This window comes from Amycolatopsis sp. NPDC059021, assembly GCF_042739895.1.
Classification (GTDB): domain Bacteria; phylum Actinomycetota; class Actinomycetes; order Mycobacteriales; family Pseudonocardiaceae; genus Amycolatopsis.
Genome location: NZ_JBHYIQ010000027.1, coordinates 63,345 through 78,204 on the forward strand (window position 1 = coordinate 63,345; position 14,860 = coordinate 78,204).

Consider the following 14,860-nt stretch of genomic DNA (forward strand, 5'->3'; position numbering starts at 1 on the left):
CAAGCAATCGCGAGTATTGTTAACACCGCACGATCATCGTTCGATTGTTTTCTTCCGAGCCGCCAAGTCGTCATGGGGAAGGCGAGCGCGTCAGCACGCGGACACAGTAACCCGATCCGGTGACCGCGTCCCGCGAAGGCGGCGCTCCTGCAATCACCACCACAACCACACCGCATTCGGCGCCTCGGCCTCGAAATTGTGGACGCCGACGCCCTTGTCCGCACCTGACCGAAATAGGCCGGCTCCGGTCTTGCCCGCGGCACAAATCTTCCCCGGCCGGAACATCGGCTGAACGTGCTCAGCCGAGTCGTGCGGCGAAGCCGTCCAGCAGCCGGTCCAGCCCGTACTCGAACTTCTCGTCGCGGTTCCGTTTCGGATCGCGGACCTGCGAGCCGAGAAACCGCGCGGGCTCGTCGAGATGGGTCCGGACCGCCCGCTCGATGGCGGGCCGCAAGCTCGCGTGCACCGCGCTTTCGGTCTCGCCGGTGCGGGCGACCAGGGTCAGCCACGCGGCCTCGCTGACCCCCATCCCGATGACGTAGGAGACCAGCGCGCTGATCGCATGGGCCGCCTCGCGCGGCTCGAACCCCACGGCCTCGAACCGCTGCTGCATGCGTTCGTTCAGCCGCAGCACGTTCGGCCCGAGATAGGAGAGCCCGGTCATGCCGAGCAGCGGGGCGATCCACGGGTGCCGCAGGATCATCGATCGCATGCTGTGCGCGCACACCGCCACCGAAGCGCGCCAGTCCTCCGGGGTGTCCGGCTCCGGGACCTCGATCTCCTGGTAGACCTCGTCGACGATCAGCTCGATCAGCTCGTTGCGGTTGCTCACGTGCCGGTACAGCGAGGTGGCGCCGGCATTCAGCCGGGCGCCGAGGCGCCGCATGCTCAGCGCTTCGAGACCTTCCTCGTCGAGCAGCCGGATCGCTTCGGTGACGATCTGGCCCGGACTCAACGCGGGCGGCTCGTCCTTGCTCTCCCGGGTCCAGACCGAGGAGACTCGACGCGCGCGTGCCACCACCCGGACTCCTTTCGCCGTTTCGCGTAAGCCTTACGCTACAGAGTGAGCGTGCCCATCTCCCGTACCACGGCGGCGAGCCCCCGGATCGCCTCGGTCTCCGCGTCGCTACGCCAGATCAGCGCCCACCGCAGCCCGGCGAAGTCGTCGATCGGCAGGTACAGAATGTCCGGCCTGCCGTTGTAACGCGCCCAGTGCGCACCGAGATTGTGGACCACCTCGCCGGTGCTGACCGCGGTGAAGATGGTATCCATACTGTCGATCAGCGGGCCGACCCGCTCGATCCGGCGCCCGCTTTCGGTGTAGTACGGCGAAAAACCGTCCTTCCAGTACTCCGGCCCCTCGTCGTCTTTCGTGTCCATCACGCCGTGGTCGCCGAGCGTTTCGAGCGACACCGAGTCCCGGACGGCCAGCCGGTGCTCCGGCGAGACCAGCAGTACCTGGTGCTCGGTGAAGATCACCGGCCCCACGGTGAGGTCCGGCTCCTCGACCGGCAGCCAGGACACCAGCACGTCGATCTCGCTCCGGCGCAGCGCGGCGAACGGGTCGATGAACGGGCTGGCCCTGATCTTCAGTCCCCACTGCGGGTACCGGCGGCGGAACGACTCCCAGAACGGGCGAAGATCGTAGGCGTTGGCGCCGATCATGCCGACCCGGAGCGCCCCGGTCTTGCCCTGCGCAGCCATCCGGGCACGCTCCACGCTCTCGCGCAGTCCCCGGAACACCGGCGTGAGATCGGCACGCAGTTGCTCGCCGACGGGGGTGAGCCGCACGGTGCGGCTAGTGCGTTCGAACAGTTCCGCGCCGACGCCCCGTTCCTGCTTCTTGATCGCCTGGCTGACCCTGGCCACCGAGACGTGCAGGCGCTGCGCGGTACGGCCGAAATGCAGTTCCTCGGCCAGGGTCAGGAAGATCTCGATGTCCCGGAGTTCCACCGCTACTCCCGACCGTGAACCTGGCGGTTAACGCGCGTTGCGGATTCCGCCGTTGATCCGCCGCCGGCCGGCGGTGATGCTGATGTCGTGATCGTCATTGCTTCCTCGGTGTCGCTGCGGGTCGGCGACGTCTCGGCGTCCGCCGAGTTCTTCACCACGCACCTCGGTTTCCGGGAGGACGTCCGGACCGAGGACGCGGTGCTGCTGACCCGGGACGACGGCGCGGCGGACATCGTGCTGCGCGAACGCGACCCGGAATCCGTGGCGCCCGCGGACCCGGCCCGCGATCCGCTCGCGGACGTGCTGGTGTCGTTCAGCGTCACGGGCATCGCCGCCGAGCACGACCGGCTCCGCCGGGAAGGCGCGAACCTGCTCGGCCCGTTGCGGCGCACGCCGTGGGGTGAGTGGACGGTACGGCTCGCCGACCCGAACGGCGTGGTCGTCCAGCTCACCGAATGGGATCCACCCTCGGGCTGACCGCCCTCACCCGGCCTTCCTCGCACCATCGAACCCCCTCATGCGTACAGTGTGCGCTACACGCGCACGCTGTATCGTACCGCGAAAGGAATCTCTTGTGGACGGAACCGGCGAACGTCATCCACGCCGCTGGCTGATCCTGGTCGTGCTCTGCCTGAGCACGCTGGTGCTGGTGGTCGACAACATGGTTCTCACCGTGGCGCTCGCGCCGCTCGCCGAGGATCTCGGCACCAGTGCGCAGGAGACCCAGTGGATCCTCGACTCGTACATCCTGGTTTTCGCCGGCCTGCTGCTGACCTCCGGCGGACTCGGCGACCGGTTCGGCCGCAGGAAGATCATGATCGTCGGGCTCGCGCTGTTCGGCGCGGCCTCGCTGGTCGCGACCTTCGCCGCCGGCCCGGTCGAGCTGATCGCCGCGCGGGTGGTGATGGGCATCGGCGGCGCCCTGATCATGCCGAGCACGCTGTCCATCCTGATCACCGTGTTCGACGACACCGAACGCCGCAAGGCGATGTCCGTGTGGAGCGCGGTCGCGATGATCGGCCTCGTCGGCGGCCCGGTGCTCGGCGGCGCGCTGATCGCGTGGTTCTGGTGGGGCGCGGTCTTCCTGATCAACGTGCCGATCGCGGGACTCGCGATCATCGCCGCGCTGCTGCTGATGCCGGAGTCCCAGGGGCCGTGGCGCAAGCCCGATCCGCTCGGCGCGGTGCTCTCGTTCGCCGGCATGACCGCGCTGGTCGCCACCATCATCGAACTGCCGAGGGCCGGGCTCGGGCACCCGGTCACGCTGACCGCGCTCGCGGTCGCGGTGCTCGGCCTCACCGGGTTCGTGCTCTGGGAGCTGCGGGTGGCGCATCCGCTGGTGCCGCTCGGGTTGTTCCGGAACCGCGACTTCTCCGGCGGCAGCCTCTCCCTCACCCTGGTGCAGATCGGCAACGGCGGCCTGCTGCTGGTGCTCGCCCAGTACCTGCAGTTCGTGCTCGGCTATACCTCGACCCAGGCAGGCCTCGCGTTCATCCCGATGGCGGTGGCCTCACTGCTCGCGAACACGGCAGGCGCGGCACTCGGGCAGAGGCTCGGCAACCGGACGCTGGCCACCACCGGCCTGCTCGTCATGGCGGCCTCGTTCGGTGTCCTGTCCACGGTCTCGGACGGCCAGGGCTTCACGACCCTCGCGGTCGGTCTCGCCCTGCTCGGCATCGGCGGCGGGCTCGCCATGCCTTCGGCGATCTCCTCGCTGATGAGCGCGGTGCCCAAGGACCATGCCGGAGTCGGGTCGGCGCTCAACGACACCATCCAGCAGATGGGTGCCGCGCTCGGCGTCGCGATCCTCGGCAGCGTCCTTTCCAGCGGGTTCGGCTCGGCCATGCCCGCCTCGGCTCCGGAATCGGCGAAGCGGTCGATGGCGGACGCGCTGGCCGTGCCGGGCCTCGGTGACGCCGCGCGATCGGCGTTCACCTCCGCCGTCTCCACCACCTTCGTGGTCAGCGGGTGCGGCGTCGCGGCCGCGGCCGTGCTCGCCTTCCTGGTGCTGCGCAACCACAAGGCGGCACCCGCGGACCGAACGCCCCAGGAACCCGAGGCGGCCGGGGTGGCCGCGTGAACCGCTCGAGCATCGAGGAGCACGAAACCATGAGTACCCCGTTCGACGCCGTCCACTGGCAGGCCCGGCTCGACACCCTGCGCGCGAAACACCACGTGCCCGGCGCCTCGCTCGCCGTGCTCGTCGACGGCGAGATCCACGAACTGGCCGGCGGTGTGCTGCACCGCGGCACCGGCGTCGAAGCGACCACCGACTCGGTGTACCAGCTCGGCTCGATCGCCAAGATCTACACCGCGACCCAGGTGATGCAGCTCGCCGACGCCGGCGAGCTCGATCTCGACACCCGCGTGATCGACGTGCTTCCCGGCTTCGCGGTCGCGGACGCCGAGGCCACCAAGACGGTGACGGTGCGGCAGTTGCTCAGCCACACCAGCGGAATCAGTGGTGACTTCCACGAGGACACCGGCCGCGGTGACGACTGCCTCGCGCGGTACGCCGAGGCGTGCCGGGCGCTCGGGCAGGACGTGCCGCCGGGGACCGCGGTCTCCTACAGCGGCAGCGGGTACGTCCTGCTCGCCAGGATCGTCGAGGTGCTCACCGGGCAGACCTGGGATCAGGCGCTGGCCGAGCGGCTGCTCACCCCGCTCGGGCTCGAGCACACCATGACGCTGCCCGAGGACGCACTGCGGTTCCGGGCGGCCATGAGCCACCTCGGCGAGCCGGGGCAGGACCCGGATCCCGCCCCGCGGTGGGATTTCCAGTCCCGGGCGATCGGCCCGGCGGGCCGGGTGATCGCCAGTGCGGGCGACCTGGCCGCCTTCGCCCGCTTCCACCTCGACGGCGGTGTCGCGCCGGACGGCACCCGGCTGCTGTCCGAGCAGACCGTCGCCGCCATGCAACACCGCGAAGTCGAGGTACCGGACAAATGGACGGTCAGCTCGGACGCCTGGGGGCTGGGCTGGACCCTCTACGACTGGTCCGGCATCCGCGGCTACGGGCACGACGGCGCGGCCATCGGCCAGTACGCCTATCTGCGGGTAGTGCCCGATCGCGGGGTGGCGATCGCGCTGACCACCAACGGCGGCGGGGCGCGCCTGCTGTATTCGGACCTGTTCCGGGAACTGCTCGACGAGCTGGCCGGGGTGCGGATGCCGGAGCCGTTCGGCCCGCCGAGCACACCGCCGGTGGTCGATTTCGCGCCACTGGCCGGTCGCTACCGCCGGGAAGGCGCCGCGATCACAGTGTCCGAAAAGGACGGACAACCACATCTGCTTTACGAGTTCGCCGACGGCATGGCGGGCATGTCCCCGCCGCTCGACGTCGATCTGACTCCGGTCACCGACAAGGTCTTCGCGGGGACCGGCGCCGGTCCCTCGTTCAGCGACGGATACATGCCGGTCGTGTTCGCGACCCTTCGCGACGGCACGTCCTGTGTCTACATCGGCATGCGCGCCACCCCCAAAGTCAGCTGAAATCCAGGAAACAAAGGAGAAAACGATGACGTTCGACACCGCCCGCTGGCAGGCCCGGCTCGACGAGCTGCGCACGGAACACCACGTGCCTGGCGCGTCGCTCGCCGTGCTCGTGGACGGCGAGATCCACGAACTGGCCAGCGGTGTGCTGCACCGCGGCACCGGCGTCGAGGTGACCACCGACTCGGTGTTCCAGGTCGGCTCCATCACGAAGATCCACACCGCCACGCTGATCATGCGATTGGCCGACGAGGGCAGACTCGACCTGGACGACCCGGTGGTGAACGTCCTGCCGGAGTTCGCGGTCGCCGACCCGGAGGCGACGAAGCGGATCACCACCCGCCAGCTGCTCAGCCACACCAGCGGCATGAGCGGCGACTTCCACGCGGAAACCGGCCGTGGCGACGACTGCCTCGCCCGGTTCGTCGAGGCCTGCGTGAACATCGCGCAGGACGTGCCGCCGGGAACGGTGGCCTCCTACAGCACCTCCGGATACAGCGTGCTCGGCCGGATCATCGAGGTACTCACCGGCAAGACCTACGACGAGGCGCTGCGCGAGATGCTGATCGCCCCGCTCGGGCTGGAGCACACCGTGACGCTGCCCGAGGAGGCACTGCGCTTCCGCGCCGCGATGAGCCACCTCGGCCCTTCCGGGGCCTACCCGGAACCGGCGCCGTCCTGGAACCCGCTGCAGCGTTCGCACACTCCCGGCGGCGCCTACCTGTGCGCGAGCGCCGCGGACATCGTGCGGCTCGGCAAACTCCACCTCGACGGCGGAGTCGCGCCGGACGGTACCCGGCTGCTGTCCGAGCAGACCGTCGCCGCCATGCAACGCCGCGAGGTCGAGGTACCGGACAAATGGACGGTCAGCTCGGACGCCTGGGGCCTCGGCTGGACCCTCTACGACTGGACCGGCGTGTTCGGCTACGGGCACGACGGCGCCACCGTCGGCCAGCACGGCTATCTGCGGATCGCGCCGGAGGCCGGGGTCGTCATCGCGCTGCTCTGCAACGGCGGCGACAACCCGTGGACGCATTCTCGCGGGGTCTACGCCGCGTTGTTCCGCGACCTGCTCTCGGAACTCGCCGGGGCCAGGATGCCGGTGGAGTTCGCGCCAGCCACGGAGCCGGTCGACGTGGACCTTGCCCGGTTCGTCGGCACCTACCGGCGAGAGGGCGTGGCCATCACCGTCAGCGAGCGGAACGGGAAGCCGTTCATGGTCTACGACTTCGTCGACGGCATGGCCGGACTCGCCCCCGCACTGAAGATGGAGCTCGAGCCCGTGGCGGAAAACGTGTTCGCCGGGCGCAACAGCCCGACCGAGGCGTACATGCCGGTGGTGTTCGGCACCCTGCCGGACGGCACCGGCTGCTGTTACATCGGCCTGCGGGCCGCACCGAAGATCGCGTGACCGGCACGTCGTCCGGCATCGCGAAACAGTGCGGCATTGTCAGGCGGACGGCGGCCGTTCGTGCCAGTTGGCGCGGGTGCGCCGGGTATCGGGGTGGTCGGGCCCCGACGCCCGCACCTCGTCGGTGGGCAGTTCCTCGGCAGCGGCCGCGCCGGTGGGGTCCCCCGCGCGTCCGCGCCAGTAGGCGAGATAGTGGCGAGTGGTCACGGTGTCGGGGTGCTCGGGCCCCAGCACCCGCAGGTAGTCGGTGAGCAACTCCGCCAAGCCGGCCACCGCTCCAGCGGGGTTTCCCGTGTGTCCACGCCATCGGGCGAGGTTGGCGCGGGTGAACAGGGTGTCGGGGCGCTCGGGTCCCAGCACCCGGATCTCGTCGGCGAGCAACTCCTCGAACGCGGACACCGCGCCGGCGGGGTCCCCGGCCTTCCCCCGCCAGGTGGCGAGGTTCGCGCGAGCGAGCAGGGTGTCCGGGTGCTCGGGTCCCAGCACCCGGATCTCGTCGGCGAGCAACTCCTCGAACGCGGACACCGCGCCGGCCGGGTCCCCGGCCTTCCCCCGCCAGGTGGCGAGGTGATGGCGGGTGGTCAAGGTATTGGGGTGCTCGGGGCCCAGCACCCGCAGGTAATCGGTGACCAGTTCCTCGAACGCGGCCAGCGCCCCGGCGGGATCCCCGGCATGTCCACGCCAGTAAGCGAGATAGTGGCGCGTGGTCAAGGTATTGGGGTGCTCGGGGCCCAGCACCCGCAGGTAATCGGTGAGCAGCTCCTCGAACGCGGCCAGCGCCCCGGCGGGATCCCCGGCATGTCCACGCCATCGGGCGAGGTAGTGGCGGGTGAGCAGAGTGTCAGGGTGCTCGGGCCCCGACACCCGGATCTCGTCGGCGAGCAGCTCCTCGAACGCGGCCGCCGCGCCGGCGGGGTCCCCGGCGCGTCCGCGCCAGGTGGCGAGGTAGTGGCGGGAGAGCAGGGTGTCGGGATGCTCGGGTCCCAGTACCCGGATCTCGTCGGCGACCAATTCCTCCAAGGCGGCCAGCGCTTCGATGGGATCCCCGGCACGTCCGCGCCAGGTGGCGAGATAGTCGCGGGCGAGCAGGGTGTCGGGGTGATCGGGCCCCAGCACGCGCAGATAGTCGGCGACCAGCTCCTCGAACACGGCCACCGCTCCGGCGAGGTCCCCGGCGTGTGCACGCCATCGGGCGAAGTTGGTGCGGGTGAGCAGCGCGTCGGGGTGCTCGGGGCCCAGTCGTTCGGTCGCTGTGGTGTGCAGCCGGTGGAAGTAGTCGCGCGCCTGGGCGGCCCCGCCGCTTTCTCCCAGGCTGTGCCCGGCGCGAAACAACAGCGGGTGGGTCTCGGGTTCCCACACGTACCGGCCACCGGCCTCGGCCACCGCGTCGGTGTTGGCGCGCAGCACCTGCCCCACGGCGACGTCGCGTTCGATCTCCGGCCACACCCCCAGCAGCGCGTCCGCCCCCGCACGAACCACCACCGCCAGCCGATCCGGGGACAGGCTGTCGCGGGTAGCGCGCTGCACCAAGGCGTGCACCCGTACCGCCCGCACCGAGGACTGCGGGTCCAGCGTGACCAGGCTCAGCCGCTGTAAGCACCCCAGCCCATCCACCGCTTCTTCCCCGGAAACCTCCCTGCCCGCCGCCGCGGTGAGCAACCCCAGCACCGCCGGTGCGGCGAACACTTCCAGCGGGATGCCGTTGGCGTCCAGCACACTGGCCACCGCCAGCAACGAACGCGCCAGCCCGGCCGGGGCGAGCCGGTTGGCCTGCTCGACCGACAACGACCAGGTCACCGCCGCCGTCGCCCGGTACTCGTCCGGCAGGCCCGCGCCCTCGGGCAACAGCGACGCCAACCGGCGCCGACGGTCGGCCAGCCGCCTCCGGTACGCCGCACACGTCAGGTTCCGGTCCAGCATGTACGCCGCCGCCTGGGCCAACGCCAACGGCAGAAACCCCAGCTCCCGCGCCACTTCCTCGAGCTCACCACGATCGTCGGTGCCGTCGGGCGAACGCGGCCGGCCTGCCAGCGCGCCGCGCAGGTAGCCGTGGGCTTCGTCCGGGGTGAACACCCCGATCTCGATCACCTGGCGTCCCGGGCCCCGCAGCGCGGCGTCATGACGCCGGGTGGTGACCACTACCCGGCCGGTCGCCGTGGCCGGCGGCCACAATCCCCGCAGATCCTCGGGGGACTGCAGGTCGTCGAGGACCACCAACCACCGCACCGGCGTCGTGGCCAGCCGTTCCAGCAACCGCTGCGCACCGTGTTCGGGGTCGTGGTCCACGATGCCGGTCAGGTCGATCGCCAGGCGGGCGTAGCTGGACACGATCGCCTCCCGCGACCCCGCCGTCACCCACACCCACACATCGACCTCACCCGCCGCCCACAGCTGCTCGGCGTAGTCCACCGCGAGCTGGGTCTTACCCACCCCGCCCAGCCCCGACACCACCCCCGCCCGCACCGGCCCACCGGAGCTCAGCACCGCCGCCCCACCACGATCCAGCGTCTGCGCCAGCAGCCGCGAACCCACCCGATCCTGAAACGCCACCGCGCGCGGCGGAGCGATCCCGGCCCGATAGGGCAACGCGACCACCGGCCTGGACGGCACGTGCAGGTGCACCCCACCCGCGACCGTGCCGACCTGCACCACGCCCCCCGACGCGGCACGCACGACATTGCGCACGTTCCCCGCAGGAAGCTCGGGCCCCTGAGTCACGTGCCAATCATCCCAGTGATGGTTCGGCCGTTCAGCGCAGCAAATGACAGCAACCTGAAAGGAGCAGCCGCCCCCGAAGGACCCCAGCAGCTCCACCCGCTACGCGCACCAGGTGACCGTGACGAACCCGATCACCGGCCTCGGTGCGAGCATTCAGCGGCAGAGCACCACCGAGCAGGCCGCCGAAGCCGTCCGGCAAGCCATCTTGTCCGGCCGGCTGCCGCCAGGCACGCCGCTGCGCGAAGCCACCGTCGCCGCCGAGCTCGGGGTCTCCCGCAGTACCCTCCGCGAGGCCGCGCGGACCCTCGAAAGCGAGGGCCTGGTCCGTTACCGGATGAACCGCGGCATCGTCGTCGCGGACGTCACCGGTCCGACAGTGGATCTCGACCTGTCGAGCTACGAAGGCGTCTACGAGCGCGGACCGGGATTCTCCCCTGATCCGCGTCTGCTTGCTAACCTGATCTCGATCAGGGGAGGGATCATGCCACTGCGCGTCATCGCCGCGGTCGTCGCCGTATTCGCACTGTCCATTGTGGCCGCTCCGGCCGCGTCCGCCGCCACGCCGGTGAACCAGCTGAAACCGCTTCCACTGCGCGAGCTGTACGACCAGCCGGGCCAGAAGTACCTCTACAGCGCGAACTGGGGCGAAGTCGTCTCGGCACAGAAGAGCTTCGGCATGAAGATGCCCTCGCCGCGGCCGCTCGGGTATGTCTTCGCGAACTCCGGGGAGTCGACCAAGCCGATCTATCGTCTCAAGCAGACGGCGACCGGCAACTGGATCATCAGCACCGACCAGGGCGAGATCGACTACCTGACCTCGCACGGCTTCACGCTCGAAGGCCGCACCGGGTACGTGTACACCTCGCCGGTGAACGGCGCGAAGCAGCTCAACCGCTACACCAACGGCAAAGGCTGGCGGCTCGCCTATAGTCAGCCGGCCGGTTACACGCTCGACGGCCCGGTCGGCTACGTGCTGCCCGAGTACTACCAGGTCGGTGCGTACTACTTCGGCGCCTACGACGCGGCCAACCCGGACGACCTGTTCCTCCAGGCGGTCAAGAACGCGTTCGGCCGCTTCCCCGACCCGTGGGGCGGAGTGCGCGACTTCCACGGCGACCCGGACAGCCCGTGGGGCCCCGTCGCGCAGAACACCCAGGGCTGGCCGGACGACTGGAGTCACCTGAAACCGTCCATCGGCTACTACGACGACAGCAGGACCGCCACGCTCGAAGCCCAGATCGACCAGGCGGCAGGCGCCGGTCTCAGCTTCTTCTCGTTCTACGACTACTGGAACAACCAGAAGGGCACCGCGACCGGCGACGTCGCACTGAAGACCTTCCTGCAGGCCGCCAATACGAACCGCCTGCAGTTCATGCTGAGCATCGTCATCCCCTACGCGAAGGACGACCCACAGCACCTCATGCTGCCCCCGGCGCAGTTCGACGCCGCGGCCGAGAACTACTCGGGCTACCTGACCAAAGCCAACTACCTGACGACGCAGGAGGACCGCCCGATCGTCTTCATCGAAGACGGCGGCGGGATCGGGAACGGCAGCGCGGCCGACCAGAACGCGTTCATCGGCCTGCTGAAGCAGAAGATCAGGGCGAAGACCGGCAAGGACGCCTACATCGTCAACCACAGCGAGCACGCGACCGCGTTCCAGGTGAACGGCGACGCCTTCGGCTGCCTGAACATCGGCCAATACATCCAAGCGGGCAGCTACAGCCAGTACGTGCGGAACGCGCCCTCGTACTTCTCGAACGTGGACACCAAAGGCAAGCCGATGCTGCGCTGCGGCATGAGCGGCTTCGACGAGGCGCCCCGCACCGGCTTCTGGGAGGCCAAGCAGGACGTCCGGTACTTCAAGGACGACGCCAAGGCCCAGTTCCCGGCGGCCATGACGATGACGCTGAACAGCATGAAGAGCCAGCCGGCGAGCCCGATCGACAACTACCTGACGATGTACGCGTGGAACGAATGGCACGAGGGCGGCATCATCGAACCCAACGTGCGTGACGGGAAGTACTATCTCGACACAATCCAGCGGACATTCCAGCTACCCGCGCGTTGAGCTCCGGACCCTGCGGGTCGCCGAGCCGGATGCCGACCCCACTGTCCTCGACCAAGACGTTCTCGGCCGATCGCCGCTCTGGGGTGGCCGATCGGCCGATGGGCCCGTACCCGGCGGGCTGCCACCATGAGCCGCATGTCGATCAAGAAACTCGCCGGAGCGGCACTTGCCGGGCTGCTGCTCGTACCGCTGTTGCCGGGAACAGCGACGGCGGCGGACGGCCTGTCCTGGCAGCCGTGCCGGACCATCGCGGACGGCTGGCCCGCGGAGGACCAGCGCACCGAATGCGCCATGATCACGGTGCCGGTCGACTACGCGAAACCGGACGGGCGCACATTCGAGCTGGCGGTGAGCCGGATCAAGGCCACCGGCAGCCGGGACGGGGTCATCCTGGCCAACCCGGGCGGCCCCGGCGCGTACGGCATGGACATGCCGCGGAGACTGCTGGACTCGAAGACCGCGGGACTCGGCGTGCACCACGACATCATCGGCTTCTCCCCGCGCGGAGTCGGCTACAGCGCCGGGCTGTCCTGCCCGCAGGACAGCACTGCGCCGGATCCTTCCCTGTCCGACAAGGAAAAAGCCCGCTTCCAGTCCGAACGCGACGCCCGGCACTACCAGGACTGCGTGGCGAGGGACCCGGAGTTCACGGCGAATCTGACCACCGCGAACGTAGCCCGCGACATGGACCGGATCCGGCAGGCGCTCGGCGAGGAAAAGATCGGCTACTACGGGATTTCCTGGGGCACCGCGCTGGGCGCCGAATACCGCACCCTGTTCGACGACCACGTCGCCGCGATGCTGCTCGACTCGGTCGTGCCGTCCACTTTCGACCTCACCGCGGTCGACCACGACCAGATGGCGGCGCGGGAGAACTCGTTCCATGACTTCGCCGGCTGGCTGGCAGGCAACGACCGCGTCTACCACTTCGGTGCCACGAAAGAGACGGCCACCAATGCCCTGCTGGACCTGCGGGCGAAGGCCCCCGACCGGAACACGGTCGACGGCCTGCTCCTCGGCGCCCGCCACAAATGGCCGGACTCGGCCCAGCAGCTGGTGAAGCTCCGCTCCGGCGGCAAGGTGCCCGGTGCGGCCGTGCCCGCCCGCCCCGGCTTCGACTGGCACGATCCGAACCCGGCGTTCAACCTGGACCAGCAGAACGCGTTGATCTGCAACGAATCGAGCGGCACCCGCGACTTCGAAACGCAGTGGCGCAACCACCTCGCGCTGTCCGCCGAACTCCCGGTCGCCGGCAGCCACGGCTCCTACGACGGCCACTGCGCCGGCTGGCCGCTGCCCGTCACCACGTGGCACTTCAAGCCGGGTAAGAGCCCACTGCAGCTCGTGGGGCACGCCTACGAGTCGGTCACGCCGCTACCGTGGGCCCACGACATGCGCGCCCACATCGGCGGCTCGCTCCTCACCGTCGAGGACGACATGCACGGCTCACTGTCAGTCCTGCCGTGCGCCTCGAAAGCGGTCGAGTTCCTCGATACCGGCAAAACCTCCAGCGCCAGCTGCCCAGGTGCTCCGGTCCCCCCGGCGGCCTAGTGCCTCACCAGCCGAGTTCGTGAGCGGATGCCGTCGCAGCACACAAGTCTGTCCTCGACAGCCGACCAGCAGTGCCTCCGTCCCGGACCATCGCCGCCCCACCCAGCTCGCCGGCACCTGCCGTTCGCACCAGAGAATTGCTGCACCCGGCGTAGCGGCCGCTACCATTTCGGGCACCGAAACCCGCTACGTCGCAAGGCGCTATGCTCACTCGCCTGTCGCGAACGGGAGGGCACGTGCCGGATTTCCTGAAGAACCCGCCGAGATTGATTCGCGACTTCCCTCCACTGCCAAGGAAATTACCCACAATCACGCGGGTGAACGAGGTCTTTGGCGTTTCCCGCGATCTACCCCTGAACTATGTCGAGCGCGACAAGGTCGACAACAAGCTGTTTCTCGCGCTCGAGCAGAACCACCACATCGTCATCCACGGTTCCTCCAAGCAGGGGAAGACGTGCCTGCGGAAGTGGAACATCAAGAACCGGGCACACGCCGTGGTGGCGTGCATCGAGATCAGGACTGTCACGGAACTGAACGCGGCGATTCTCAAGGCCGTGGGTTACAAAGTCGAAAAATCCCAGTCCGTCACCGTGTCCGGCAAGCACCGGGTGACCGCGCGTCTGGACACCAAGATCCCGGTACTGGGCAAGGAGATCTCCGGCTCGGTCGGCCGGGAGGTCGAGCACGGGCAGAGCCAGTCGGTCACGTCGGAGCCGTTGGAACTCGACCTCGAGGACATCAACGACATGATCGACGCCCTCGACTCGGTCAAGACCAGGACGTTGATCGTCCTCGAAGACTTCCATTACCTGCCCAGCAAGGTCCAACATTCTTTTTCCCGATCCCTCAAGGGCTATTTTGACTACTCGGACCACCGGTTCGTCCTCATCGGCGTCTGGCTCGACGACAACAAGCTCTTGCGGTACAACGGCGACCTCGGCGGCCGGATCTCGACCGTGAACGCCGACAAGTGGTCAAGAGACGAGCTCGACAGAGTGGTTTCGTCGGGCGAAGAGCTGATCGGGATTTCCTTCGATCACGATTTCAAGAACCATATCCTCGACAGCTGCCTCGACAGCGTGTGGGTCGTGCAGCAAGCCTGTTACCAAGCATGCATCGAACAAGGAGTGATCAGTGACGCCCACGAGGGAGCCGTCGTAGGCTCGCTCGAACACGCGAAGAAGCTCATCGACGGCATAGTCCAGGACCAGGCGAGCAGGGCCGAGAGCTTCATCGACAGCTTCTCCGCCGGCCCGACCACGGTACTGACGAACATCTACCGGTGGACGATATACACCGTGCTCGCCTGTGACATCGCCCGTCTCGAAGGCGGGCTGAGCGTGGCCGAGATCGCCGAGTTCATCGGCACATTCGGCGCCCCGGTGGATCCGAACCTCCGTGATCTGATCCGCGAGCTGCCCGAAATCTCGGAATTCCAGATGCACCACCTCGAAATCAGCCCCATAGTCCTCGACTACGATTTCGGAGCCCGGCGGCTGAACGTGGTCGACCGTTCCTTTCTCCTGTGGCTCAGCGGGCAGAACCGGGTCGACATCCTCCGCCAGGCCGGGATGCCCGGCAACTCACTGCGGCGGTGGCAGCGCGACGTCCACGACATGCCGAACAGTCATCACAAGAGCGAGTGATGTGAGGACGAGCCGTCC

General features: G+C 68.7%; 10 protein-coding genes. 7 read left to right on the top strand and 3 right to left on the bottom strand.

Annotated elements, in window-relative coordinates; genetic code table 11:
• Positions 1-298: 298 nt before the first annotated feature.
• The gene (locus ACFWX1_RS18325) at positions 299-1,018 is read right to left on the bottom strand and encodes a TetR/AcrR family transcriptional regulator (protein ID WP_378388700.1); all 720 of its coding nucleotides are present in this window, start codon (positions 1,016-1,018) and stop codon (positions 299-301) included.
• Positions 1,019-1,056: 38 nt separating this feature from the next.
• Positions 1,057-1,953 (bottom strand): LysR family transcriptional regulator, encoded by an 897-nt coding sequence (locus ACFWX1_RS18330; protein WP_378388702.1) that lies wholly within the window; start codon positions 1,951-1,953, stop codon positions 1,057-1,059.
• 87 nt (positions 1,954-2,040) lie between these two features.
• Between ACFWX1_RS18330 and ACFWX1_RS18335 the strand changes: the two genes are divergently transcribed.
• The 4 genes from ACFWX1_RS18335 (at position 2,041) to ACFWX1_RS18350 (ending at position 6,856) form a co-directional block, all read left to right on the top strand.
• Positions 2,041-2,430 carry a VOC family protein gene (locus ACFWX1_RS18335; protein ID WP_378388704.1) on the top strand — a complete coding sequence of 130 codons (390 nt, stop codon included), beginning with the start codon at positions 2,041-2,043 and terminating at the stop codon, positions 2,428-2,430.
• A 97-nt stretch (positions 2,431-2,527) separates the two neighbouring features.
• The gene (locus tag ACFWX1_RS18340; protein WP_378388706.1) at positions 2,528-4,033 is read left to right on the top strand and encodes an MFS transporter; all 1,506 of its coding nucleotides are present in this window, start codon (positions 2,528-2,530) and stop codon (positions 4,031-4,033) included.
• A 29-nt stretch (positions 4,034-4,062) separates the two neighbouring features.
• Entirely contained in the window at positions 4,063-5,445 is a 1,383-nt protein-coding gene (locus ACFWX1_RS18345) for a serine hydrolase domain-containing protein (protein WP_378388708.1), read from the top strand.
• 25 nt (positions 5,446-5,470) lie between these two features.
• Positions 5,471-6,856, top strand: coding sequence for a serine hydrolase domain-containing protein (locus ACFWX1_RS18350; RefSeq protein WP_378388710.1), 1,386 nt, complete (start codon positions 5,471-5,473; stop codon positions 6,854-6,856).
• A gap of 39 nt (positions 6,857-6,895) precedes the next feature.
• Here ACFWX1_RS18350 and fxsT read toward each other — a convergent pair whose 3' ends face one another.
• The gene (gene fxsT / locus ACFWX1_RS18355; RefSeq protein WP_378388712.1) at positions 6,896-9,574 is read right to left on the bottom strand and encodes an FxSxx-COOH system tetratricopeptide repeat protein; all 2,679 of its coding nucleotides are present in this window, start codon (positions 9,572-9,574) and stop codon (positions 6,896-6,898) included.
• Between the two features lie 118 nt (positions 9,575-9,692).
• Here fxsT and ACFWX1_RS18360 point away from each other — a divergent pair, with 118 nt between their 5' ends.
• The 3 genes from ACFWX1_RS18360 to ACFWX1_RS18370 all read left to right on the top strand — a co-directional run bounded on the left by ACFWX1_RS18360 (position 9,693) and on the right by ACFWX1_RS18370 (position 14,842).
• Positions 9,693-11,645, top strand: coding sequence for a GntR family transcriptional regulator (locus ACFWX1_RS18360; RefSeq protein ID WP_378388714.1), 1,953 nt, complete (start codon positions 9,693-9,695; stop codon positions 11,643-11,645).
• A 135-nt stretch (positions 11,646-11,780) separates the two neighbouring features.
• On the top strand, positions 11,781-13,196 hold the full coding sequence (locus ACFWX1_RS18365; protein WP_378388716.1) for an alpha/beta fold hydrolase: 1,416 nt from the start codon (positions 11,781-11,783) through the stop codon (positions 13,194-13,196).
• 236 nt (positions 13,197-13,432) lie between these two features.
• On the top strand, positions 13,433-14,842 hold the full coding sequence (locus ACFWX1_RS18370; RefSeq protein WP_378388718.1) for a hypothetical protein: 1,410 nt from the start codon (positions 13,433-13,435) through the stop codon (positions 14,840-14,842).
• The last annotated feature ends 18 nt before the right edge of the window (positions 14,843-14,860 follow it).